Raw genomic sequence first — 24,132 nt, 5'->3', positions numbered from 1 at the left:
AAATAAAAGTTTGATATAACTGCTTATGCAAGCAGCGCCTTCTCATTATTAAGGCGTTTGTTCATCTCGCTGAGCGTTAGGGGTGTATGGTTGATTGGATAAAGGTATTATAACAAAATCTGGATAGCATACTAAGGGTGCAGGTATGCTAAACGACATCAGTTGTCGCATGCATATTATTTTTAGAGTGATATAAGTATTGGCAAAATTAGTGAGTATTTTGGATAGGAAAATGGTATTGTTTGTCAATAGGGTTTGCAGTTGTCCACAATAAATCCTCGGTAAAAATTCGCTGATTGTGAAACATCGGCTCTGATTTCGGTTTTTCTAAAAAATATGAAAAATAAATTTTTAGCTTCTCTATATCTATGTAAGTTATTGATTTTTAAATAGTTTTAAATTGTACAAAAAATGAACGATTTTACCTGACCCTTTAATATATCTAGAAAAATGCTTGTCAAGTACTGACTTATACACAGGGTTATCCACAGCTTATGGGGAGAACTCACCAAGCCCTTGTAACATCAATGTTTGCGCAAATCGCTTATTATGACTTCTTAAAGATCAAAGTGGATTTTGTGATGTCACGTGTGTATTTTTCTCAAAAAATTAGTCTGTGTTGCCGACGTTTCACACCATAAAATAGTTATTTTTATAAAAATAAAACCGTCAAAATGGTCGCAAGAAGCGCTGAGTTGACCGTATGGTAAGCTTTTTATACTTAGTCGGCCGTGTTAAGGGGCGTTTTTATTCGCTGTATCGGTCACATTCCGCTGCGCTCTTTATCATCTTCGCTGGCAAAGCGCCGCGCATAAAAAAGGCGGCTAATCTGTTAGCCGCCTTTATCGCTCTTTATCTAAGGGAAGATTTTTAATTGTTTGGTGTTAGTCTTTGCTATAAATCAAATCCCAAACGCCATGACCACGCGCGATGCCGCGGCGCTCAAATTTGGTCATTGGACGAAAGTCTGGTCTGTCAATAAAGTTACCTGTGCCTGCTTGGTTGGTGAGGCCAGCAAAGTTGTCTAGTACCTCCAGCATCCAAAAAGCATAATGCTCCCAGTCAGTGGCGGCATGAAACCAGCCGCCTTGGGTTAGGCTGCGTGTCACAATCGCCATGCGTTCAGGACTGACAAAGCGGCGCTTATAGTGGCGCTTTTTTTGCCATGGGTCAGGGAAGTACAGCTGAATACGGTCGATATGGTTTTCTGGAAGCTGTTTGAGTAGTTGGATGGCGTCACCATTGATAATCTTGACGTTACGCAAGCCTTGGGTGCCGGCCATATAGGCGCATTTGCCAATGCCTGGCTCATGGACTTCGATACCGACAAAGTTGCGCGCCGGCTCTGCGGCGGCCATCTCGATGAACGAGTCGCCCAAGCCAAACCCAATCTCTAGGGTCAGCGGTGCGTCACTGCCATTTGGGCTATCGGCAAATAGCGCGCGCAAGTCATGGATGCCTGTTAAGTCGCCATCGCCAAAGCTGTTATTGACCAAATAATCGGCGAACTCGGGCGCAGTCAACGCCAGCTCAGCGTTTTTGTTCATGTGTGTACGTCGTTTCATAAAGGTATTGACGATACGAATGTGTTTGTCCGCGGCAGGCGTGCTTTGGTTGTCATCAACGTCAGCGCTCGCTGTGTCGACGTCGATTAGGGTTTGCTCATCAGTGGTTGGCGCACTGGTGAGATTGTCATTACTATCAGGATGTTGACTCATAAGATGGGCAGTGCTTCATTAGGTGAGTGAGATGGCGTCATTATAAGTGATATTGTTGCGACTGTGAATGTGCAATACGTTTTTAGCGGTTTTATACGGTTATAGGAGATGAGAATAGAGGTGACATCAAAGACGATAGTAAAGACTATCGCAATGATAAAGGGTATTAAAGTATCGAAAGACGTCAAATCGGTGCACACGGGTTTTCTATGCAGGGCAGTTGGCGTTATCATATAATGATGATTGATATTTTTTAAAACTTATAGTCGATACACTCTAAAAATGTCATAGCGCTACTGGGATGCTATTTTTAAACGTAGGTTGCGCAGCCTCTGGGAACGCAGCACGCAAGTAAAATTTATACCAGTAGCGCGTTTAAATCCATAACAGTTTTACATTCAGCTAACTATAGAGCGTACTCTCATGTTATTTATCGAAACGGATTCGCCACCACCGTTTTATCAAGAACAGCTCACAGCAGCCAAGCGCAGGCAGCTGGACAAATGGTTTATTGGCCATCGTAGCCAGCATTATTATCTAAAGCGCTTTGAGGAATTTGATGAGCAAGGATATTTGTCGCCCAAATGGCACTGGGCGGCATTTTTCGTCACCTTTCCTTGGCTGCTATACCGCAAGCGCTATATGGACGCCATTGTCTATAGTGTGGCGGGTTGGTCGTTTATTCAGCTTAATGTGGCACTGGTCTTGGTTGCGTTTGAGTTTGTGGCGATGTCTTATGTCCCTGATGCGTATCAGATGGCCACCCGTATCGGTATTGCCGCGGCTATTTGGCTCTTTTGGTCGTTTATGGTGGCGCGTTGGACGGATGCCTATTATTATCGTATGGCGCGTCGTGAGATTGCGGATGCTATCAATGACCATCCGCGTGATGAGGAGGCGCAAAAGGCGCACCTAAAAAAAGAAGGCGGCGTGAGCTTGTTTGGTTTAGGGCTTGGTTTTGGGTTTTTTGCATTTGCACTATTGGTGATTAAAGTGCAGTTTTTGCCTATCGTTGCCAAACCAAAAGAAAACGCGGTGCTGTTTGATACCTATGATATCGCCAAAAATGCCCAAAACCGGGTGGCGCTGATCTATCAGCAGACTGGGCAGTGTCCTGTGAATCTGCCGCTTAGTACCGAGGATCAGCAGGTGCGCATGCATATCGCCGCCCAAGCGCCAGGGGTGACCAATACCGATTGCGCCATCATTGCGACCATTCAAAACGTTAGCTTTCCAGTGCGCTACCTCAATGATCAGACCTTGGTTTTTTATCATCTGCCAGATAGTGATGATTGGGCTTGCACCAGCTCACTCAATAAAAAACAAGCCCCCAAAAGCTGCCTAGCTGATTGATGCATGGATATCGGAGCAAGGGTGTGCTGCGCTATCGAGCGTGTATCCCAGTCAATGTCGTCAAAGTAGTCGAGGACAATGTTTTAGAATGACAATGCTTTAGGGTTTGGAATCAGCGGCGCTGGCATCTTGGTCATCGACAGGCGTTGCTTGACTCTTTAGTGGCTCATAAAAGTCAGTCAAATCCATCTTGCGCGCTTTATCGATATCTTCATCAAATAGACTCTCAAGCTCTGCCATGGCTGACTGCGCCGACTCGATCAGGCTGGCTTCGTCGCCATAAATGGCTTGCTGGCGCTCAATCAAGTCATCATCGTAATCACGGAATGTCTGCACCGTTTCTCGGGCTTTTTCTGGAGAGATGCCCAGCAGCTGTAGCGACTCGCGCGACATATCTAACGACGATAGGTAAGTCTCGCGCCAAATATGACGTACGCCTACTTCACGCAAGCGATAATAATGCTGACGATCCCGTGCTCGTGCTAGGACGATCATATCGGGATAGTTTTTGCGCAAATACTGGGCGGTGGTGATAGAGCGCTCCAAATCGTCAATCGCCAATATAAACACCCGTGCTTTTTTGATGCCAGCAGCGCGGAGGATTTCAGGGTTTTTTGGGTCGCCGTAATAGACTTGGTTACCAAATTTACGCACGAAATCGACACGGTTGGCTGAGCGTTCAATGGCGGTAAATTCGATATTGTGCATGCGCAGTACGCGCCCGATAATCTGCCCGACACGGCCAAACCCTGCAATGATGACTTGATGCTCATGATCAGGAATTGCATCGTACTCACGGCTGGGCTTGCTTTTGGCAAATAATGGCTCGCCGATTTTTTCTAGCAATAAAAACGCCAACGGCGTGAGCGCCATAGAGATGGTGACGATGAGGTTTAAGGTGTTGGCAACCTCAGGGCGCAAGACGTTTTGGGCGCTCGCCACGCTAAAGAGGACAAAGGCAAATTCACCACCTTGTGCCAGTGTCACGCCCAGCCTAATACTGGTCGGCCAGCGATTGCCTGAGACTTTGGCGATGGCGGTAATCACGGCAAACTTAATCACCATCAGCGCAATGGCGCAGCCAATAATAAAAATAGGCTCCGCTAATATAAGCTTGACGTCTGTGAGCATGCCAACCGACATAAAAAACAAGCCCAAAAGCAAGCCTTTAAACGGCTCGATACTGGCTTCGAGCTCGTGACGATATTCAGAGTCTGCCAGCAATACGCCCGTCAAAAACGCGCCCAGTGCCATTGATAGACCAATCTGACCCATCAAAATCGACACGCCCATCACAATAAAAAGCGCTACCGCCGTGAGCAGCTCAGAGGCACCACTGGAGGCCACAAACTTAAAAAATGGACGTACCACATAACGGCTGGCAAAAATCAGACCCGCAAATACGGCAAACACTTTACCAAAATACACCAGGTCGTAGCTTTGCTCGCGCACCCCTGACAAAAACGGAATGACCGCCAATAAAGGAATGACGGCGATGTCTTGAAACAATAAAATAGTAAAGGCTTCACGGCCATGAGTGCTAGAGAGCTGCTGCTTTTCGGTCAGTATCTGTAAGACAAAAGCGGTGGAGGAGAGCGCAAGGCCAAAACCGACGATAAAGGCAGTATCTAATGCCAAAGAAAAAAATTGGTGCAAAAGCCACATTAACAGCATGCCAGTGAGGCCAACTTGCAGACCACCGAGGACAAAGATCGAGCGCCGTAGTGCCCAAAGCCGCGATGGTTGTAGCTCAAGGCCAATGATAAACAGCAACATGACCACGCCAAATTCAGAGAAATGCAGCAAGCTCTCAGCGTTACCTGCCACATCCAAGCCGCTCGGCCCCAAAATCAAACCAGTAATGAGATACCCTAAAACTGTCGCGATACCAAATCGTTTACCAAGGGGTACAAACAGCAGCGCTGCTCCTAAGAAGATTGTAGCTTGTAACATCAAATTTGGTGAGCCGGCGGCGGCAGCGAACATCTGGTATCCTCAAATAGTGGCAAGGTCAAAGACATAATCAAAAACGTGGTCAAAAAAATATCAGAAACCTGCGTTATTTTTTGCGGTAAATTTTCCAAACGCCATTGTCGGCGATGGGGTTGTTGTAAGCATCATTACGGCGCTTACGCGGTGTCTGTCTGCTATCGACCACTTTAAAATCAGGCAACGCATGGACGATAAGACCGGTACGATAAAAGCGTACGCGCTCAGGCTCCATCATCTCACCCTTACTATCGCGGCAAAATACATAAGCACGTAGGTCAATAAACTCACGATGCGCCACCAATCTTGCCTCGTCATCGTTATCAAATACTGCTGACATGCACGCAGTCTCCTCGGCACTATAATCGCCGCATTTATCAATCAGGGCACCGACCGAGCCAAAGCTTTTGGATTCTTTGGCTCGGGTTTTGGTCAGATGCAGGCGCTGCACATGATAAATAAACTGCGGTATCTCAAGGCTGGCTGGCAGTGGCAGATAATCGGGCGGTAGGTTGGCTGCAGGATAAAAAGCCATCGCGCGCTCAAGTAGGGGCTGCCAACGCTGCTGGTAGGCCTGTACCTCGGCTAAGTTACCTTCGTAAATGGGCATGTCGCGGATCTGACGCAAGATATCAGGTGGAAACTGCTCGTCACGAAACTGAGCAATATCGTCTTGCAGCGTCGATAGCAAAACTTTGGCGTGTTTTTTGCCCTCTTTTGACGTTGGGTTGTCAATATAGTCTGGGGCGACAAAGGGCGCGGAACGTCTAGACATAAGATCACATCGTCAAGGAATCGGTTAAAAAATACAACTCAGTGTATCTGCCATGGCAAATGAATCAGTAAATAGCAGTTTCTAATTATTATAACCATATAAACGCCAATAAAAGGTTTTTTTTAAATAGGATAAGTAAAGTTTTGCTAGAAATTGTTGAGATAGGTTGGCGGTAATGGGTAAGTGATAAGCAAAGTGGGCAATTTTTAACCCATTTAGGTGACTGTCGATTAAATGGAGGGCACGCCCTAGTGACTGTGCCCGATATGGTCATTCACAGAGCTTTGCTGCTCTGATATGTCGCAGACCAATGCATCGCTATGGGTGCTGGTCTGCGGGTGTGACAGGCTTTCAACCTGAATGGTGGCGTGATGAATACCAAGCGCAAGCAACCCTTGCTCAAGATTGGCAATCAATACGCTGGCATCCGAGATTCTCATATCCCCATCGACCATCACATGGCAAGATAGCGCATTTAGCCCGCTGGTGATGCTCCAGACATGCAGGTCGTGAACTTGTTTTACTTGTGGATGAGCAAGCAGCTTGTCTTCGACATCTACCAGCGATATGCCTTCTGGCGTGCCCTCCATCAAGATATGTACCGAATCACGTACAACGCGATAACCACTTACTAAGATAAGTATGGCGACGATCACCGACGCTGCGGCATCGGCCCAAACCCAGCCAAACCCCATCATCAGTAAAGCGGCGATAATAGCGGCCACTGAGCCCATCAAATCACTTAATACATGCAAGTAAGCGCTTTGCATATTGAGGTTGACAGGCTCTTTGAAGTCATCGCTTTTATTTGCTTTTTCTTTATTTACTTTGTCTGCATTTGCTCCATGGCTATGGGTGTGTCCATCGCTGCCGCTACTACCACGATGCATCAGCCAAGCGACCAAGATATTGACCAACATACCGACCGTTGCCACAATCAGCATACCTTGCGTCGCAATCTCAGGCGGTGAGTTAAAGCGTTTGATCGCTTCATAAAAAATCATCAAGGCGATAATTACTAGCGTCGCACCATTGACGGTGGCCACGATAATCTCAAAGCGTTTATAGCCAAAGGTCTTTTGATGGGTGGCGGCTTTTTCGCCGATTTTAAATGCCATTAACGTCGCACCAAGGGCGATGGCGTCGCTGAGCATGTGTCCTGCATCAGAGAGTAACGCCAAGCTGCCTGTCAGTAAGCCACCAATCGCCTCGATAAACATATAGCCTGTGATGATCACAAAGCTAATCAGTAACGTACGCTGATAGCCTTTGGTATCTCTTGGCGCGGTGTTTTGCTCTAGGTGAGTGTCATGATCATGAGCGTCTTGATTGCCAGCAGTATAGTTACTATCGTTGCTTTTATAGACATCAATAGGCTCACTTGGAGGCAAATGCTTATTTTGCTTATGACTAGGATCTTCTTGACTCATAACGTTACTCAAATTTATTAAGACTTATGGTAAATAACTTCAAGGATTAATGATAAATCTAACATAGTCGAGTATTAGAAGCTGTAACGACGAGGTAAAAATGCAGCCAGTAAGCTATGGTCGATTCACTGCAAAAATGACATCGTGCTACTGGTATGAATCTTCCTTGCATGCTGTTATCAAAGATACTGCGCAACATTCATTCCAGTAGCACTCTTCAATTTATCACCATGTTATTTTGAACTGACTATACGTTTAGGAGCCTAAGAATAATAAGAGGAAACGGTGATAGGTTTGAGGTGTCAGCCTACCAGCCGACAGGGTCGATATCTAAAGCCAGTTTTAGATATTTAACGCTGGGTAGCGCCAGTACCGGTTGCCACCAGTGGTTCAGTACTTGGTGGAGCTGTCCGCGCTCTTTGGCGATGAGGAGTAGCTGGGCATGGTAGCGGCTGTTTTTTTTGCTCATGGGCGCCTCGATGGGCCCGAGCACGGCCAAATTGTGGTTACTGGGCAAGATAGCGATGGCATCTTTGAGCGCTTGCATGGTGGCGGCTAGGGTTTTGCCTTCGCAGCGAATCAGCGCGGCATGGGTATAAGGCGGCAGTCCCATCATTTTGCGCTCTTGTAGTAGATCCCGCGCAAATGACAGGTAGCCGTCTTTTACCAGCTTTAGTAGTAGCGCGTTGTCAGGCTGTAGCGTCTGGATCAGCACGCGTCCTGCCTTGTCTCCGCGTCCTGCTCGACCGGCGACCTGAATCATCAGCTGCGCGGTATGCTCAGGCGAGCGAAAATCCGCGGACAAAAAGCCGCGATCGGCGTTGGGCAAGCACACCAAGGTAACGTTTGGAAAGTGATGACCTTTGGCGACCATCTGCGTGCCAACCAAGATAGCAGGATCACCTTGATTGATACGCTGATAAATATTTTCCCAGCTGTCTTTGCGCCTTGTGGTATCACGATCGATTTGAATAATCGGGTACAGCTCTTTGCTGGTTTGCGGATTGGCAAAAATCGCGTGCAAATTTTCGCTAAGCCTGGTCGTGCCTATACCTTTGGCATCCAAGTTTTGACTGCCGCAGTCAGGGCACACCGCTGGAATATAAGCTTGCCAGTCGCAGTGGTGGCATTTGAGATAGGCATTACTGCTGTTTTGGCGGCTATAGTGTACTGTTAAATGCGCATCACAGCGCGGACAATCTGCTTGCCAGCCGCAAGCTTCGCACAATAAGACAGGTGCGTAGCCGCGCCGATTTAAAAACACCAGCACCTGATCGCCAGCTTCTAGGGTTTGCCGTATTGCCCCAATCATGGCGTCTGTCAGTCCAGTATCGTAGCGGGCGCCGTCGTCCGTTGTCTGCTGGTGCGTACTTTGCAGACGCGCATCGATAAGCTGCATGGGTGCAGGTTTGGCATTGCCTGGCCGTGTCGATAGCTGACATTCTATGAGTTTGCCATCATCGACCAGTTTTAGGTGCTCAAGCGAAGGGGTGGCGGTGCCGAGTATGGCAGGGATGTTGTATTGCACGCCTCGATAAAGCGCGACATCTGCGGCGTGGTAGCGCAGGGTGTCTTGCTGCTTATACGAGCCATCATGTGCCTCGTCAACGACAATCAACCCTAAATCGGCAAAAGGATAGAGCACTGCTGAGCGTGTACCAATGATGATTTGGGCGTGTCCTGTACGACAGTCTTGCCAGCCCTGCAGGCGGTGAGTGTTGTTCATGCCAGAGTGTAGCAGCACGATATCTGCGGCAAAACGGCTGGCAAAACGGGCGCGCGTCTGCGGTGTCAAGCCAATCTCTGGCACCAAAATCAAAACCTGTTTGCCCGCCTCAAGTACCGCTTGCATGACTTGTAAATACACTTCGGTCTTACCGCTACCAGTAATGCCGTTTAATAAAAACCCAGTATAACGGCCAGCTTTGTGAGCGGCGATGATGGTGCTGACCGCCTGTTGTTGCTCGTCATTGAGATCAAGTGGCAGTTTGGCCAGTTTGACAGGCGTCGGTGCTTGTTTTGGCTCGATATAGTGCTCGATGAGTCCTTTTTCTTCCAGTGTCTTTAAAAAAGGCCGCTGCATGCCTTCTAATAATAAAACGTCTTCGCTGGCACCGCGCTCGCCGTGCAATTTGAGCATATCAAACTGCTGTTTTTGTTTTTTGGCATTGGGATGAAAGTCGTCATCAGTGATGTTCGGCAGTATACGCCAGTGCGTGATCAAAAGCTCTAGCGGCTTGCCTTGACGCACCAGCGTCGGCAAGATCACGCCAAACACATCGCCCAGTGGATAGTGATAGTAGCGTGCCAGCCAGTAAGCAAGCTTTAGCATCGCCGCGTTTAAGATAGGCTCGTCATCCAAGCATCGATAGATAGATTTGAGCTTATTTAGTGGTACGCTGCTATCGGCGGCAGCGATATGAGCAACCACGATACCGATAAGTGTCTGCCGACCGAAAGGAACTTCGACACGGCTACCGATTGCTGGACGCGCGCTAGGCTCAGCGGTTGGGGTAGCCTGCGTAGCTGCTGGCAGGCGATAGTCAAATACCCGGTAAAGGGGCACAGGTAGAGCAACTTGTACCAACATAAAAGGCGTCGCCGTCTTATTAGAGAAATATCATTGCCACAGACGATGATTTACATGGTCGGCATAGGCAGTATTAGGACATTAAAGTCGAAATAACGCCGCATTAGGGCGTGTCCTCAATTCAATCAATAGTCATCTAAATGGGCTAAAAATGGCTAAATCTGGCCAAACGGTGTCAAATAGCTGACTAATATCTCAATATTATCTGCGCTATTTTCCTTGTTTGACGGCGATTTATCTCATTTTTATCGCCATTTTTAAAATGAGGACACACCCTAACCAAAAATATTTGAATATTTAATAGACTCTATTCAGCTATTCACTGCTAAAAACCAATAAGCTTAGCAGGGTGCTAAGCTTATCGTTACAACACAGATCTGAGAGGTAGGCTTACTCAATATACATGATGGCTTCGATCTCAACCACGCCGCCCTTTGGCAACGCGGCGACTTGTACCGCCGCGCGCGCTGGGTATGGCTCGCTTAGGTTGGCGGCAAACACATCGTTGAGCACGGCAAAGTCGCTTAGATCGGTCAAAGAAACGTTGAACTTCACCACGTCACTTAAGCTACCGCCAGCAGCTTCACAAACGGCTTTTAGGTTGGCAAATACTTGCTTGGCTTGTGCTTCAAAGCCTTCTTTTAGCTCCATGGTGTCTGGGTCAAAACCCAGCTGACCTGAGACATAGACAGTGTTGCCAACTTTAACGGCTTGTGAATAAGTGCCAACGGCGGCAGGTGCTTTGTCTGTTTGGATGGTTTGACGAGTCATAGGATATCCTTGTTATCTGTTGTTAGATGGGTTTCTCAGTTGGGTTTTGAGCATACAGTGGCAGCCTGTACTGTCTTGCTGCAAGCTGCCCAGTTTAGCATTGTTTACTGCTTTCTAAAAACCTCTGAGCATCGCGCCGCGTTTTATAATTTGCCGCGTCATCAAAAGAAGTCAAAAGCTGCTTGTGCGATCGTCAATCCAATATAAACATAACTTGATAGCCATGTGTCTGATTTATTTGGATTCGACGATAGAGCGACACATCTGGTCGCCATTTAGCGTTATAGCTGATATAGACGGATAATATTGGGGAAGCCGAGTAATGAGCGCAGCTCGCGGATACCCTGCGCTAAGTGGTTACGGCTACGTACCACGATATGGAGGATGGTATCGCTGCTGCGAACATCGATTTTTTCGACGCCTATATTGAGCTGGCGCAAGTGATAAATCACTTCACTGATTTGCTCATCGCTCAAGGCAATAGAGAGTTTAAGATAAGCGGGGAAACGAACCTTACCGTTATTTTTGATCCCCGTCTCGCCCGCCTCGCTTTGGTTGACAGCTTTATCGCTGCGCCAACGCAGTTGAATGACCTGATAAGGATTGTCTTTACGAATGTCATCAAGCGAAAAACACTTATGACGATGGACGACCAGACCGTGGCGCGATAAATGACCGACGATAGGGTCGCCGTAGATCGGATGACAGCAATTGGCAAAGTTGATCTCAACCCCTGAGGCGTTGACGATCAGCTGCTGCGGCTGGGTCATGTCATCGCTATTCTCTTGCGCGTGTAGGTCGTTGACTTCGTCACTAAATAAACGGGTAACGACCAGCTGCGGCAGCAATGTGCCAGAGCTGATTTGCTCAAATAAGGTGTTTTTTTCTGTCAAACCGCGCCATTCAGTTAGGTTTTTCCAGTCGCTGTCTGTCAGATCGTCAAGGCTTTTTTGATAAGTCTTAAGCGCGCGATCTAAGGCTTGCTTTCCATGATGCTGTTTGTCAGCAGCGGACAAGTCCTTAAACCAGCGCAATATCTCTTCACGGGCCTTGTTGGTGGCTACAAACCCAAGCCACTCTGCTTTTGGCTCTGAGTGGTTGTCGACCTCGATTTCAACCAGTTGGCCATTTTTGACCACCGTGCCCAGTTTGGCTTTTTTGCCATCGATGTTGGCACCGACAGCGACGTTGCCGACCATCGGGCCGACAGCATAAGCAAAGTCTAGGGCGGTGGCGCCTTGCGGCAGCTCGTAGGCTCGGCCTTTGGGGCTATAACAAATGATTTTGCTAGAGTGTAGATAATCCATCAGCTCGTTAATGGTAGAGACGGCCGCCGAAAAGTCAGGACTGCCATCATTTAAGCTGTCTTCTTCGACCAAGTCCTTCATGTTACGCAAGGACGCTTGAATGACCGATTGACTGACATCAGAGGCGTGCTCAGCACCGATGACCCCAAGCCTTGCCGCGCTTTGCATTTGCTTGGTCAAAATCGTAACTTTGACCACGTCATTGTCGCGCTCGTAGATGAGCGTCAGCGACTGATTGCCACCTGGCAGCGGGCGGCGAATATTGTCAGCAATATGGGTGTCGTCGATTTGGTATTTTTTGATCAGATAATAGGCGAGCTTATCGCAAGCTTCGATATTGTCGAGTACGATCTCAAACGCATAATGACGCAATAGCGCATTGATTTCGCCGCGGTTGCGAAAAAACTGTCGGTAAATCACCACGCGGTTGTCCAAGACCTTGACCAGACCGTTTAGATCTAAGTTATTTAACACGATACTCAGATAGCGATGAATGGCTTCTCGTTGAAAATTGCGCCCCAAGCCATGCTGCAACAGCTTATCTGAGAGCTTGTTGTACATCTCAGAATCAAGGTTGCGATAGCACAGTACCTCGATATAATCGGCGATGTCATTGAGACCCATCAGCCGCGCAAAGGGCACATAAAAATCCAGCGTTTCTTGCGCGGTGGTGCGCTGTTTTTCTGGGCGCACCGCATCCAATGTCGACATGTTATGCAGGCGATCTGCCAGCTTGATGATCAATACTCGTGGATCTGCGAGGGTCGCGGTCAAAATCTTATGAAAAGTGGCAGCTTTGTTTTCTTGTTTATTGTGTGCCGAGGATTTGAGCTTGGTGACACCATCGACCAATCTGGCTACGGCTTTGCCATAGCGCTCGGCGATTTGCTCATCACTGACCTCAGTATCCTCCACCGTATCATGCAAAATCGCCGCAATGATGGTGTCTCGATCCAAGCGAAAACCTGCCAATATCTCAGCGACTGCAATAGGGTGGGTGATATAAGGCTCCCCTGATTTGCGCTTATCCTTGATATGGGCGATGTCACCAAACTCACAGGCATCAATAACATCACGGCGCTCGGCGGCAGTGAGGTAGCCTACTGAGCGCAATAAGTTATATTGAGCTTCATCGACTAGGTGATGACTGAGTTTGGGCAAGGTTTGAATCATAAAGTGACGATCCTATATTTGATGACTGGGTTTTATGACCAGTTTTTATGGCTGCTTTTTATGACTAGGCAACTGCGATAACAATCAATCATCGATCAAGATAAACGGCGGCTGACAAAATGTGAACTCTTTATAGAAAACGCGAGAGTGGGAGCCGTGCAGCTTCTAATTAATCGTAAATCGCATTCAATGTCAACAGCTAAGCAAATCGCGCGGCAAAAAATCTAAAAAATCCTACTCAGTGGTATATTTTGGGGTCTGAGTGGTGATTACAACTGATACAACCAAAAAACCACAGCCGATGCTGTGGTCTCTTTTGTCATGGTGATATAACGGCTTTTTGGGCATATATAGCCCGCCTTAATCTGATTGGTCTATCAAACCACGATTAAAGATTAAAAGCTATGATCACCTGACAGGGCTAAGTCTAATGAGCTGGTTGCAAAGTTATGCTCTGGCTGATTTAAAATATCGCGGGTGATTTTGCCAGCAGCAATCTCACGTAATGCCAAAACCGTTGGTTTGTCATTATCGACATCAACCATTGGCTCAGCGATACCTTTGGCCAATTGACGGGCGCGCTTGCTTGCGACTAAAATCAGCTCAAAGCGATTATCTACGTTATCTAAACAATCTTCAATCGTCACTCGTGCCATAAATAGCTACCTCGGTTGTTTTTATTAAGTGGCGAAGATGGCCGCCACTCAATAAAAATAATATCAAAAATATATAAAGGGGGATAGCTAGACATTATAGCATTTTTGCCCCGCCGCGTCGTTGCTTTTTTATCTCTACTGCGCAAAGTCTGGCACGCCGCCCTTTTAATGTGTTCATTTATCTGACGTTTTAGTCTGCCTGAGTGCCGAGCAAATTGGCAATGGTGCGATGGTAGCGCTGCTGCTGGCGGCTTAGGGTCTGCCTATCAGCGACGATAATGGCCTTTAGCTCAGTCAATGCCACCTCAAAGTTGTCATTTATAATCACATAATCAAAATGGACGTACTGCGCCATTTCCGTCACTGCACCGGCCAAACGCTGCTCAATGACCTCCATCGAGTCTTGCGCGCGTGTCGATAGACGCTGACGCAGGGTGTCGATACTAGGCGGTAAAATAAAAATCATCACCGCGTCCGTAAAGATTTTTTTGACTTGTAGCGCCCCTTGCCAGTCAATCTCTAAGATGACATCGACGCCTGCGTCTAACTGCGCCCGTACGCTTTGCTCTGAGGTGCCATAATAGTTGCCAAACACCTCAGCATGCTCCAAAAACTGATTGTCATGGATGGCGGCGACGAATTTGTCGACATTGGTAAAATGATAATGCTGACCATCGACCTCGCCTGGACGCGGCGCACGCGTGGTATGTGACACACTGACAGTCAAGTCATTGGTGGTAGCCAATAGCTGTTTTACCAGTGAGGTCTTGCCAGTACCTGAAGCGGCGGTGATGATAAATAGTGAACCTGTCATACAGTGTGTCCTAGTAGCGAGTGCCCTAATAAATATAAAAAGCTGGTAAAAAGAAAAATCGCCATCATTTATGGCGATAGCAGGGGTGATTGGTACCGTGATAAACAGCTGTTACGCATAATAAAGCACCTGCCCATCAGTAGGCGGTAGTCACATGACTACCACTTACTAACTGTGACCGGCGCAGGAATTTCAAAGGCAATAAAAGCAAATTATGCTACAGTAACGCATGGGTTTTATCCCAAACCTTCAATCAAAGCTTACTCCAAGCTGTTGTGAGACGTTTTATATAGTCTTAAATACAAATTATCTAATGATAGGCCTTTTTATGCAAATTTATCTTGCCAATCCGCGGGGATTTTGTGCTGGTGTCGATCGTGCTATTGCGATTGTCAACGAAGCATTGACACGTTTTGAGCCGCCCATTTATGTCCGCCACGAGGTGGTACATAATAAATTTGTGGTCTCAGACTTGGCCAATCGCGGCGCGGTATTCGTTGAAGAATTGGATGAAGTACCAGATGGCTCCATCGTTATTTTTTCAGCACACGGGGTATCAAAGGCGGTCGAGGATGAGGCTGAGCGCCGCGATTTGACAGTATTTGACGCCACTTGTCCGCTCGTCACCAAAGTGCATATCGAAGTGGCAAAGTTTGCACAAGAGGGCATGGATGCTGTGCTGATCGGCCATGCTGGACATCCAGAAGTCGAAGGCACCATGGGGCGATTTAATCGTGGGCATGGCGGTCAGATTCATCTGGTCGAAAACGAAAGTGATGTGGCTGCACTCAGTGCCCAAGACTCTGAGCGCCTAGCGTTTGTCACCCAAACCACACTATCGATGGATGATACCGCGCGCGTCATCGATGCACTGCGCGATAAGTTTCCAAGTATTCAAGGCCCGCGCAAAGACGATATCTGCTACGCCACCCAAAACCGCCAAGATGCGGTCAAAGACTTGGCGGGCCGCTGTGAAGTGGTGTTGGTCGTTGGCTCACCAAACTCATCAAACTCCAACCGTCTGCGCGAGCTGGCCGAACGTATGGATTGCCGAGCGTATCTGATAGACAATGCCAGCGAGATGGACAAAAGCTGGCTGGAGGGTGTGCAGAGTATCGGGGTGACGGCTGGTGCCTCAGCGCCGGAAGTCCTGATCCAAGAAGTACTAAAGCAGCTACAAGAATGGGGTGGTAATTTGCCAAGCGAGCTATCGGGTATCGAAGAAAACGTGACGTTTAGCCTGCCAAAAGCGCTGCGCATTCCGGTCACTCAAGTAGGCAAGTGATATGAGTCAACAGCGGCCAAAAACAAAGTTTGTCTTAGCAGAAGCCACGCTAGATGAGATCAACAAGCAGCTAAAAATCAATACCTTTGTCACCATCGTCTTGGTGCTGATGCTGCTACTCAATACCGCTCAGTTGATGAAGGGTTATAGCGTCTTATATGGCGTACTGATTGCGGTGATGGCGTTTTTTCTATTTATCATGGTCAAGAGTCGTACACTGCTGACCATGCAAAAACAACGATTGAGTAAATAACGTACGCTTATCGAATCTGGCAACACGTTATTTCAATCAAGCTCATATCCAACCAAGCTCATATAAGGTACACGTCGACGATAAGTCAGGCAAGATCAGCCAGACAGTTTGCGGTCATAAATAGTGTACTTTAAATAAAAAAGAGAATCGAAAATATTAAGGAAAATTATGTCAGCGTATTACAAATTGGTCAAACGCGAACCATTGGCAGAGGGCGTCAGTGTCGCGCATTATCGGCCGACCCAGCATGCCCAAGGCGCGTGGAACGAGCACGAGCAACATATGGCACCAGCTACTGGGGTGCTGAGCGCTGAGCTGCAAAGGTATGCGCCGCAAAAAAACATGCGCATTGCTCGTATTAGCTTAGATATTTTGGGGCTGATACCGCTTGATGAGTTTACTATCACCACGCGCTGTATTCGCCCAGGTAAGACCATCGAGCTTGTCGAGGCGGTAATGAGCAGCCGTGGTCGAGATGCCATTATTGCTAGGGCATGGCGACTGCTGACGCAAGACACCAGCGCCATCGCTGGCATTGAGGATCAACCAGCACAGCATAAGCCAGAAACGTTGCCTGTTTGGGAGGATATGAAAGGCTGGCCGGGCGGCTTTATTGAAAGTGTGCGCTTGGTGGCCGCTCCAGATCGCCGAGAAGGTCGCGGCATGGTTTGGATAACCAACGATGTCGAGATGGTAGAGGGCGTACCCACTGATGATATGGTGCATCTGCTGGGCATGGTCGATACTGCCAATGGCGTGGTACCAAGACTGGGTTTAGGTCTGTCAAAACTAGAGTGGATGTTTCCCAATACAGACCTGCAAATCCATATGCACCGTGTCCCTAAAGGTCGCTGGCTCGGTATCGAAGCGGTACAGCAGTATGGCGCTGATGGTATCGGGCTGACCAGTGCTGTGCTCCACGATGTGCATGGTCCCTTTGGTCGTAGCGAGCAAATACTGACCATTCGCCCGATGCCGCGCTAGTATAAAGGAAGGTGAGCGAGCATAGGTAAGCGAGCATATACGCCGCATTCGCGACCATGCTAACTATGCTGATCATATTAACGAAGGCAAGGCAGAGCCAGAACCATGCCGATTATCGCAAAGTCTTCTATAGTTCTGTAAAATAAAACGAAAGTATGTGATTAATTTATTATACAAAACAATATAAATCAGTTGTAATAGTAATCAAGCAAAGGCTAGGTAAGATAACTGCACAGGCAGGTTACTATGAACAAAATTTATCTGAACAAGAATCACCGATTTTCAAACAAACTGACGAGGATTCTAGACGTACTGCTAGAAGCGTATTCAGTATAAGTTTGGCACTTTCATTTGTTTTTACAGGAGTATGACCATGAGTGATAAAAAATGTCCTTACGCCCCAACCCAATTGACCATGGGTAATGGCGCACCAGTCGCTGACAACCAAAACAGCATGACCGCAGGCAAGCGCGGCCCATTATTGGCTCAAGACATCTGGCTCAATGAAAAGCTTGGCAATTTTGCCCGCGAAGTGATTCCAGAGCGCCGTATGCATGCCAAAGGCTCAGGCGCGTTTGGTACCTTTACCGTGACCAACGACATCAGCAAATATACCCGCGCTTCTATTTTCAGCGAAGTGGGCAAAAAAACCGAGATGTTTGCGCGGTTTAGTACTGTGGCAGGCGAGCGCGGCGCGGCCGACGCAGAGCGCGACATTCGCGGCTTTGCTTTGAAGTTTTATACCGAAGAGGGTAACTGGGATATGGTCGGTAACAACACGCCTGTGTTCTTTTTACGCGACCCACGCAAATTCCCAGATTTAAACAAAGCGGTCAAACGCGATCCACGTACCAACATGCGCTCAGCGACCAACAACTGGGACTTTTGGACTTTATTACCAGAAGCCTTTCACCAAGTCACCATCGTCATGAGTGATCGCGGCATCCCAGCCTCGTACAGACACATGCATGGCTTTGGCTCGCACACCTACAGCTTTTGGAATGAAGCGGGCGAGCGCTATTGGGTGAAGTTTCATTTTCGTACGCAGCAAGGCATCAAAAACTTAACCGATGACGAAGCTCGTGAAGTCGTCGGTATGGACCGTGAAAGTAATCAAAAAGACTTATACGATGCTATCGAAAAAGGCGATTTTCCGAAGTGGAAAATGTACGTGCAAATCATGCCAGAAGCTGAGGCAGATACCGTCCCTTATCATCCGTTTGACTTGACCAAAGTATGGCCAAAAGGGGATTATCCGCTTATCGAAGTGGGTGAGTTTGAGCTGAACAAAAACTCTGACAACTATTTTGTCGATGTCGAGCAAGCTGCGTTTGCACCTAGCAACCTAGTCCCAGGTATCAGCGTCTCACCAGATAGAATGCTTCAAAACCGCTTGATAAACTACGCCGATGCCCAGCGTTACCGTGTCGGTGTCAACCATCAGCAGATCCCTGTCAACAAACCGCGTTGCCCTGTGATGAGCAACCACCGTGATGGTCAAGGCCGCGTCGATGACAACTATGGCAGCCGCCCACACTATGAGCCAAACAGCTTTAGCCAGTGGCAGGAGCAGCCTGATTATGCCGAGCCACCCTTAAAGATTTATGGCGATGCGGCGCACTATGATTTTCGCGAAGACGACAGCGACTACTTTAGCCAGCCACGCGCGTTGTTTCATTTGATGAGTGCTGAGCAGCAGCAGGTCTTGTTTGATAATACCGCCAGAAACATGGCAGGCGTGCCAGACTTTATCCAGTATCGTCATATTCGCAACTGCCACTGGTGTGACCCTGCGTATGGCGAGGGCGTGGCCAAGGCTTTGGGCTTGCGCGTCGAAGATGCGATGGCTGCCCGTGACGCTGATCCAGCGCGTCATCTGCCAAGCTGTCTATAAGCCGCGACGCATCGCTTGGCGCGCTTAGAGGTAGCAAGCGAGGCAATGCCACTCAATGCTAAAAAATCATAAAAACCGCTTAAGTCAACTTAGGCGGTTTTTTTTGTGGCCGATTTTTATGGCCAATCTTGGTTTTTGCGGTATTTTGGCTTGAAATTTTTGCCTGTGCCCCTATCTGATTAACCAGCCTAACAGTATTTATCGCCCAGCCTTTATGGCCAGAGATGCCATACTGTTGGTATTGGAAAATTTGTGATTCACCGCTGCTGATGACAGCATCTTTGGTATGAATAATAGGAGTTTTTATGAGTGAGCAGACCCAAGTGGACAATCAAAGTTCCGCTGATGTAAAAAAACACAGTTTTGAAGCAGAAGTCGCCCAGCTACTGCACTTGGTGACCCATTCGCTATATTCTAATGCCGATATTTTCGTTCGTGAGCTGGTCTCTAACGCCTCGGACGCTTGTGATAAGTTGCGCTTTGAAGCCACCAACGATGACAGCCTTTATGAAGACGACGGCGAGCTTAAAATTCGCATCGATGTCGACACCGAGGCCAAAACCATCAGCTTTATCGATAATGGTATCGGTATGAATGAAGCCGATGCCATCGAAAACCTAGGTACCATCGCCAAATCAGGCACCAAAGCTTTCTTAGATAAGCTGTCTGAGTCGCAAAAACAAGACGGTCAGCTGATCGGTCAGTTTGGGGTGGGTTTTTATTCAGGGTTTATCGTGGCCGACACTATCACCGTTGAGTCGCGCAAAGCTGGTGAGCCTGCCAATCAAGGCGTCCGCTGGGTATCTGATGGCACGGGAAGCTTTACGGTTGAGACCATCACAAAAGACACTCGCGGCACCCGTATCACGCTGCACTTAAAAGAAGAATACAGTGAAGGTGAAGACAACTACCTAGACCGCGGAAAGATCAAGCGTTTGGTCAACAAATACTCAGATCACATCAGCTTGCCGATTCAGATGCGTAAAGAAGTTTGGCAAGAAGATGTCAAAGAGGAAGGTGCGGACGAAAATGATAGTAGCGACGCACCAGCCGGCGGCCAGATGGTCTTGACCGATGAGTGGGAAACCATCAACAAAGCCAGTGCGCTGTGGACACGCTCAGCATCTGAAATCGAAGATGATGAATATGTCGATTTTTATAAAAACATCACTTATGACATGGACGATCCGCTCACATGGACACACAACCGTGTCGAAGGCCGCGTGCAGTACACCCAGCTGTTATATATTCCTAAAAAAGCGCCAATGGATCTGTACACACGCGAGCAGCAGCATGGGCTAAAGCTGTATGTCAAACGCGTCTTTATCATGGATGACGCCGAGCAGCTACTACCGATGTATCTGCGCTTTGTCAAAGGGGTGATCGACTCTGCTGACTTACCACTGAACGTCAGCCGTGAGCTGTTGCAAGAGTCACGCGATGTAAAATCTATCCGTGATGGTAACGCGCGCCGCATACTGACTTTGCTGGCAAGCCTTGCCAACAGCGAGGACAGCGACAAGCAAGAAAAATTTGCGCAGTTCTATAGCGAGTTTGGCGATGTCATCAAAGAAGGCCTAGGCGAGGACATGGGCAACCAAGCGCGTATTGCCAAGTTGCTGCGCTATGCCACCAGCACTAATGACAAGGTCGAGACCAGCTTTGAGGATTATAAAGCACGTATGAAAGATGGGCAAAAAGCCATCTACTATCTCACGGCAGACAACCTCGCTGCTGCCAAAAATAGCCCGCAGCTTGAGCTGTTTAAGAAAAAAGGCATCGAAGTGATCTTGATGACCAGCCGTGTTGATGAGTGGGCGATGAACTTCTTGACCCAGTTTGATGACACGCCGCTACAAAACATCGCCAAAGGTGCGGTAGATTTGGGCGATTTGCAAGACGAAGAAGAAAAAGCGGAAGCGGAAAAGGCGCAAGAGGCCATGAAGCCAGTCGTTGATAAACTCAAAACGACCCTAGGCGCACGTGCCAAAGACGTCAAAGTCTCAACGCGTCTGGTCGACAGCCCAGCGTGTTTAGTGGTCGGCGAAGGTGAGCTCTCCCCGCAGATGATTCAGATGCTCAAGCAAATGGGTCAAGAGGTGCCAGAGAGTAAGCCCACGCTTGAAGTCAACCCAGAGCATCCATTGATCAAAAAACTAGAAACCAGCGAGCAGTTTGATGAGCTGGCGCAAGTGATTTTTGATCAAGCACTATTGGCCGACGGTGGTCAACTTGACGACCCAGCCGCGTATCTAAAACGCGTCAACGAGCTATTGATGAAGTAAACACGACTGATATCAGGGACTAATAAAGGAGGTCTTGTACTCAAGGCCTCTTTTTTTATATGTTTTTATGTAAATATAGCCGAATTTTACAAATCAGCCTTATCCTCTTAGGCGACAATCCGTTACAATCGCGATAGATTAGCGCGCTAAGCTGTTTGGCTGGGTTTTTTATTTTTAACCCTGTTTTATCGTCAATTAGGGATAAAACTGCTGTCGGTACACCGTACAAACCTTAGGGCGTGTTGAACCTTCAACTGTGGCACTGACAGTGCCTATTTGTGACTGTTCAACACGCCCTAGATAAAGTATATAAAATGGTCGATTAAAAAACGCCGACAGTAAATCGTGCTATCCTAGATTTGCATTATTTCTCTCGACTGGCTAGAGGTCTAAGTCTTTGTCACTTGCGTCGTTAAAAACCGTATCGCTTCAGCGTTTTTCGCTCAATTTCGCGGCCAATATCATTGCAACCTTATGGATGCTAGTAGGCTCAACGCGGGCGTTTTCTTGGGTCAAGCCTACGTTTATACAGTTTGCTGTTTTTGCGCTATTGGCGCTGGGCAGTAATGTGCTGTTTTCGTGGCTGGCAGCCGAAAATGGCAGCGTGTTTAATGAGCAAGGACTGGTCAGCTATCTTATTTGGCCGATGATTATTTTGCTCGGTGGTATCATCTTGGCACGGCGAGCGAGCAATCAAGCCTTGGTGTTTGTGCCCGTGGTGCTATGGCTGGTCGCGGATACGTTATCGGCGCTGCTACAAAGCTTGGTACAGTTTTTGGGCAGTCACGGCTGGCTACCTGACTGGAGCTATTCGTTTTTACCTATTTTATTTTTGCTGCTTTTTTTGTGGCAGACACTGGCACTGCTTTGGATATTTTCGCGGCGTCTGCGTATTCCATGGTGGGAGCGTATCCTTGTGCTGCTCGGTGCGGTGGCGCTTTTGACTATCTGGCAGCGTAACGTCGCTGATCAGCCCATATTTAAACAAATCCCTATCGAGCCTGTGCTAGAGGAGGCGGCGCTCTATAAGCAGCCGCGTTTGCTCCAAAACGCTCTAAACAGTATCGATCCGGGTATTACAGGCAAAACTGACTGGTATTTTATGGGTGTGGCGGGGTTTTCTGAGCAAAATGTATTTCGCTCGGAGATCAATAAAGTCCGTGAGCTGTTCGATGTGCGGTTTGGCACCAGTGGTCGCTCGCTTGCTTTGATTAATAATACTTATAGCTGGCTAGATGAGCCAGTGGCGACCAAGACCAGTATCTTGCGCGGGCTAAAAAAAATTGGCCAACAGATGAATACCGATGAAGATGTGCTGTTTATGACGCTCTCATCACACGGCACCGAAGACCTGATGCAATTGGCCAACCCGCCGCTCGCCATGGAAAACCTCGATGCGGCATGGCTGCGTGAGGCACTGGATGCGTCTGGTATTCGCTGGCGAGTGATTGTGGTGTCTGCCTGTTATTCTGGCTCGTTTATCGACGAGCTGGCGTCGCCGACTACAGTGGTGATTACCGCCTCAGCTGCTGACAAGATGTCGTTTGGTTGTACCAACACCGCTGAGATGACTTACTTTGGGCAGGCGTTTTTTGCCGAGAGCTTGCGTAGCAATACCAGCTTTGCGGCGGCCTTTAACGACGCAAGGCGGCGGGTTAGTAAGCGCGAAAACCTGATGGGCTTTGAGCCCTCTGAGCCGCAAATGGCCATCGGTAGTCTAATGGAGACGGCGCTGCCAGCCTTTGAGCAAGTGCTGTTTGATAAAACGCGGCTGCCAGTGGCACGCATTATAGAGAGGGCTGGCATCGATACCGCACCTAAAAACGCTGCCCGTCCAGCAGTCGCCGCTATTGATGAGATACGTTGATCTTATCAATATAAAACAGCATGACCCATGTATTCTCTCGTTAAGCGTCATATATTTGACCAGTATTTTATCTTAGATAAAAAGGATCTGACTTATGAATAACTCCTATCATCATAGCCTCTCTGCCAGCTCACAGCTCACGCAGCTTAGTATCAATCGCTGTTTTGATGGCGAGCAGCACTATTATAGCCATCAATCGACAGCGACAAAGACTGCGATGACGTTTAGTATCTACTTGCCAGATGAGGCGCTTGCAGGTCGCCGCTGTCCAGCTGTTTTGTATTTATCAGGTTTGACGTGTAATGCCGATAACGTCACGCACAAAGCGCATTTTCAACAAAAATGTAGCGAGCTTGGGATGATATTTATCGCGCCAGACACCTCGCCGAGAAGTAGTGAGTCGGTGGATGTGCCAAATGATGAGCGTTATTTTGTCGGGCAGGGCGCCAGCTACTATGTCGATGCTGCGCAGGCACCGTGGTCCGAGCATTTTAATATGCAAAGTTATATCGTAGATGAGCTATATGACTTACTGCGCTCAGAGTTTCCTATCGATAGCATCGGTGTGACAGGCCACTCGATGGGTGGTCATGGGGCACTGCTATTGGGGTTTAAATTCCCGAGTAAGTTTGTCAGCGTATCAGCGCTGTCGCCAGTATGCGCCGTCAGCGAGTCGGCATGGGGCGAGGCTGCTTTTACAGAGTACTTTGGTGATGATAAAGCGCAGTGGACGCAAGCAGATGCAGCAAAAACGATAGAAAAAGTCGGTCAGCAGTATACAAGTATTTTGGTCGATCAAGGCGCGGCGGACAATTTTTTGGCAGACGGCCAATTACAGACCAATAAGTTGCTTGACGCTTGTGAAAAAGCCAAACAGCCCTTAACATTACGTTATCAAGCAGGGCATGACCATAGCTATTACTTTATCCAAACTTTTATTAATGATCATATCGAGCACCATTGGCGTATGGCGCAGTTTGGCTAGTGG

17 protein-coding genes are annotated in these 24,132 nt (G+C 48.0%); 8 read left to right on the top strand and 9 right to left on the bottom strand.

Features of this window, described 5'->3' with window-relative positions:
- Positions 1 to 884: 884 nt before the first annotated feature.
- Complete coding sequence (gene trmB / locus ACNFVB_RS10965) at positions 885 to 1,718, bottom strand: tRNA (guanosine(46)-N7)-methyltransferase TrmB (protein ID WP_430737522.1); 834 nt, start codon at positions 1,716 to 1,718, stop codon at positions 885 to 887.
- Between the two features lie 423 nt (positions 1,719 to 2,141).
- Between trmB and ACNFVB_RS10960 the strand changes: the two genes are divergently transcribed.
- Positions 2,142 to 3,071, top strand: a complete 930-nt coding sequence (locus ACNFVB_RS10960) for a DUF2628 domain-containing protein (protein ID WP_430737521.1) — start codon at positions 2,142 to 2,144, stop codon at positions 3,069 to 3,071.
- 99 nt (positions 3,072 to 3,170) lie between these two features.
- On the opposite strand, the gene ACNFVB_RS10955 is transcribed toward ACNFVB_RS10960, so the two are convergent.
- From ACNFVB_RS10955 to gmk, 8 genes are all read right to left on the bottom strand, one after another.
- Positions 3,171 to 5,057 carry a monovalent cation:proton antiporter-2 (CPA2) family protein gene (locus ACNFVB_RS10955; protein WP_430737520.1) on the bottom strand — a complete coding sequence of 629 codons (1,887 nt, stop codon included), beginning with the start codon at positions 5,055 to 5,057 and terminating at the stop codon, positions 3,171 to 3,173.
- A gap of 73 nt (positions 5,058 to 5,130) precedes the next feature.
- Complete coding sequence (locus ACNFVB_RS10950) at positions 5,131 to 5,835, bottom strand: hypothetical protein (RefSeq protein WP_430737519.1); 705 nt, start codon at positions 5,833 to 5,835, stop codon at positions 5,131 to 5,133.
- A gap of 248 nt (positions 5,836 to 6,083) precedes the next feature.
- On the bottom strand, positions 6,084 to 7,265 hold the full coding sequence (locus ACNFVB_RS10945; protein ID WP_430737518.1) for a cation diffusion facilitator family transporter: 1,182 nt from the start codon (positions 7,263 to 7,265) through the stop codon (positions 6,084 to 6,086).
- A gap of 307 nt (positions 7,266 to 7,572) precedes the next feature.
- Entirely contained in the window at positions 7,573 to 9,855 is a 2,283-nt protein-coding gene (locus ACNFVB_RS10940) for a primosomal protein N' (protein WP_430737517.1), read from the bottom strand.
- Between the two features lie 390 nt (positions 9,856 to 10,245).
- Entirely contained in the window at positions 10,246 to 10,626 is a 381-nt protein-coding gene (locus tag ACNFVB_RS10935; RefSeq protein ID WP_075100471.1) for a RidA family protein, read from the bottom strand.
- Positions 10,627 to 10,907: 281 nt separating this feature from the next.
- Positions 10,908 to 13,106: a RelA/SpoT family protein gene (locus ACNFVB_RS10930; RefSeq protein WP_430737516.1), complete on the bottom strand. Its 2,199-nt coding sequence runs from the start codon at positions 13,104 to 13,106 to the stop codon at positions 10,908 to 10,910.
- A 395-nt stretch (positions 13,107 to 13,501) separates the two neighbouring features.
- Positions 13,502 to 13,762 (bottom strand): DNA-directed RNA polymerase subunit omega, encoded by a 261-nt coding sequence (rpoZ, locus tag ACNFVB_RS10925; protein WP_068403827.1) that lies wholly within the window; start codon positions 13,760 to 13,762, stop codon positions 13,502 to 13,504.
- A gap of 190 nt (positions 13,763 to 13,952) precedes the next feature.
- A complete protein-coding gene (gene gmk / locus ACNFVB_RS10920) occupies positions 13,953 to 14,576 on the bottom strand; it encodes a guanylate kinase (RefSeq protein ID WP_075100474.1) in 624 nt (207 codons plus the stop codon).
- A 328-nt stretch (positions 14,577 to 14,904) separates the two neighbouring features.
- Between gmk and ispH the strand changes: the two genes are divergently transcribed.
- From ispH to fghA, 7 genes are all read left to right on the top strand, one after another.
- On the top strand, positions 14,905 to 15,861 hold the full coding sequence (gene ispH, locus ACNFVB_RS10915; protein ID WP_430737515.1) for a 4-hydroxy-3-methylbut-2-enyl diphosphate reductase: 957 nt from the start codon (positions 14,905 to 14,907) through the stop codon (positions 15,859 to 15,861).
- Position 15,862: 1 nt separating this feature from the next.
- The gene (locus ACNFVB_RS10910) at positions 15,863 to 16,114 is read left to right on the top strand and encodes a hypothetical protein (protein ID WP_430737514.1); all 252 of its coding nucleotides are present in this window, start codon (positions 15,863 to 15,865) and stop codon (positions 16,112 to 16,114) included.
- Positions 16,115 to 16,282: 168 nt separating this feature from the next.
- Positions 16,283 to 17,098 (top strand): thioesterase family protein, encoded by an 816-nt coding sequence (locus ACNFVB_RS10905; protein ID WP_430737513.1) that lies wholly within the window; start codon positions 16,283 to 16,285, stop codon positions 17,096 to 17,098.
- A gap of 367 nt (positions 17,099 to 17,465) precedes the next feature.
- Positions 17,466 to 18,992, top strand: coding sequence for a catalase (locus tag ACNFVB_RS10900; RefSeq protein ID WP_430737512.1), 1,527 nt, complete (start codon positions 17,466 to 17,468; stop codon positions 18,990 to 18,992).
- A gap of 305 nt (positions 18,993 to 19,297) precedes the next feature.
- Positions 19,298 to 21,277: a molecular chaperone HtpG gene (gene htpG / locus ACNFVB_RS10895; RefSeq protein ID WP_430737511.1), complete on the top strand. Its 1,980-nt coding sequence runs from the start codon at positions 19,298 to 19,300 to the stop codon at positions 21,275 to 21,277.
- Positions 21,278 to 21,674: 397 nt separating this feature from the next.
- Positions 21,675 to 23,144, top strand: coding sequence for a C13 family peptidase (locus tag ACNFVB_RS10890; protein WP_430737510.1), 1,470 nt, complete (start codon positions 21,675 to 21,677; stop codon positions 23,142 to 23,144).
- Between the two features lie 94 nt (positions 23,145 to 23,238).
- Positions 23,239 to 24,129 (top strand): S-formylglutathione hydrolase, encoded by an 891-nt coding sequence (fghA, locus tag ACNFVB_RS10885; protein WP_430737509.1) that lies wholly within the window; start codon positions 23,239 to 23,241, stop codon positions 24,127 to 24,129.
- Positions 24,130 to 24,132 lie beyond the last annotated feature (3 nt).

Origin of the sequence: Psychrobacter sp. VH5 (genome assembly GCF_050572635.1) — a bacterium.
Lineage (GTDB): Bacteria > Pseudomonadota > Gammaproteobacteria > Pseudomonadales > Moraxellaceae > Psychrobacter > Psychrobacter celer.
The sequence above is the reverse complement of the archived record's forward strand: the minus strand, read 5'-3'. Positions and strand labels throughout refer to the sequence as shown.

Bases quoted from the DNA above. Each gene is read 5' to 3' on its own strand.
- trmB (WP_430737522.1), bottom strand. From the start codon at position 1,718: ATGAGTCAACATCCTGATAGTAATGACAATCTCACCAGTGCGCCAACC.
- ACNFVB_RS10960 (WP_430737521.1), top strand. From the start codon at position 2,142: ATGTTATTTATCGAAACGGATTCGCCACCACCGTTTTATCAAGAACAG.
- ACNFVB_RS10955 (WP_430737520.1), bottom strand. From the start codon at position 5,057: ATGTTCGCTGCCGCCGCCGGCTCACCAAATTTGATGTTACAAGCTACA.
- ACNFVB_RS10950 (WP_430737519.1), bottom strand. From the start codon at position 5,835: ATGTCTAGACGTTCCGCGCCCTTTGTCGCCCCAGACTATATTGACAAC.
- ACNFVB_RS10945 (WP_430737518.1), bottom strand. From the start codon at position 7,265: ATGAGTCAAGAAGATCCTAGTCATAAGCAAAATAAGCATTTGCCTCCA.
- ACNFVB_RS10940 (WP_430737517.1), bottom strand. From the start codon at position 9,855: ATGTTGGTACAAGTTGCTCTACCTGTGCCCCTTTACCGGGTATTTGAC.
- ACNFVB_RS10935 (WP_075100471.1), bottom strand. From the start codon at position 10,626: ATGACTCGTCAAACCATCCAAACAGACAAAGCACCTGCCGCCGTTGGC.
- ACNFVB_RS10930 (WP_430737516.1), bottom strand. From the start codon at position 13,106: ATGATTCAAACCTTGCCCAAACTCAGTCATCACCTAGTCGATGAAGCT.
- rpoZ (WP_068403827.1), bottom strand. From the start codon at position 13,762: ATGGCACGAGTGACGATTGAAGATTGTTTAGATAACGTAGATAATCGC.
- gmk (WP_075100474.1), bottom strand. From the start codon at position 14,576: ATGACAGGTTCACTATTTATCATCACCGCCGCTTCAGGTACTGGCAAG.
- ispH (WP_430737515.1), top strand. From the start codon at position 14,905: ATGCAAATTTATCTTGCCAATCCGCGGGGATTTTGTGCTGGTGTCGAT.
- ACNFVB_RS10910 (WP_430737514.1), top strand. From the start codon at position 15,863: ATGAGTCAACAGCGGCCAAAAACAAAGTTTGTCTTAGCAGAAGCCACG.
- ACNFVB_RS10905 (WP_430737513.1), top strand. From the start codon at position 16,283: ATGTCAGCGTATTACAAATTGGTCAAACGCGAACCATTGGCAGAGGGC.
- ACNFVB_RS10900 (WP_430737512.1), top strand. From the start codon at position 17,466: ATGACCATGAGTGATAAAAAATGTCCTTACGCCCCAACCCAATTGACC.
- htpG (WP_430737511.1), top strand. From the start codon at position 19,298: ATGAGTGAGCAGACCCAAGTGGACAATCAAAGTTCCGCTGATGTAAAA.
- fghA (WP_430737509.1), top strand. From the start codon at position 23,239: ATGAATAACTCCTATCATCATAGCCTCTCTGCCAGCTCACAGCTCACG.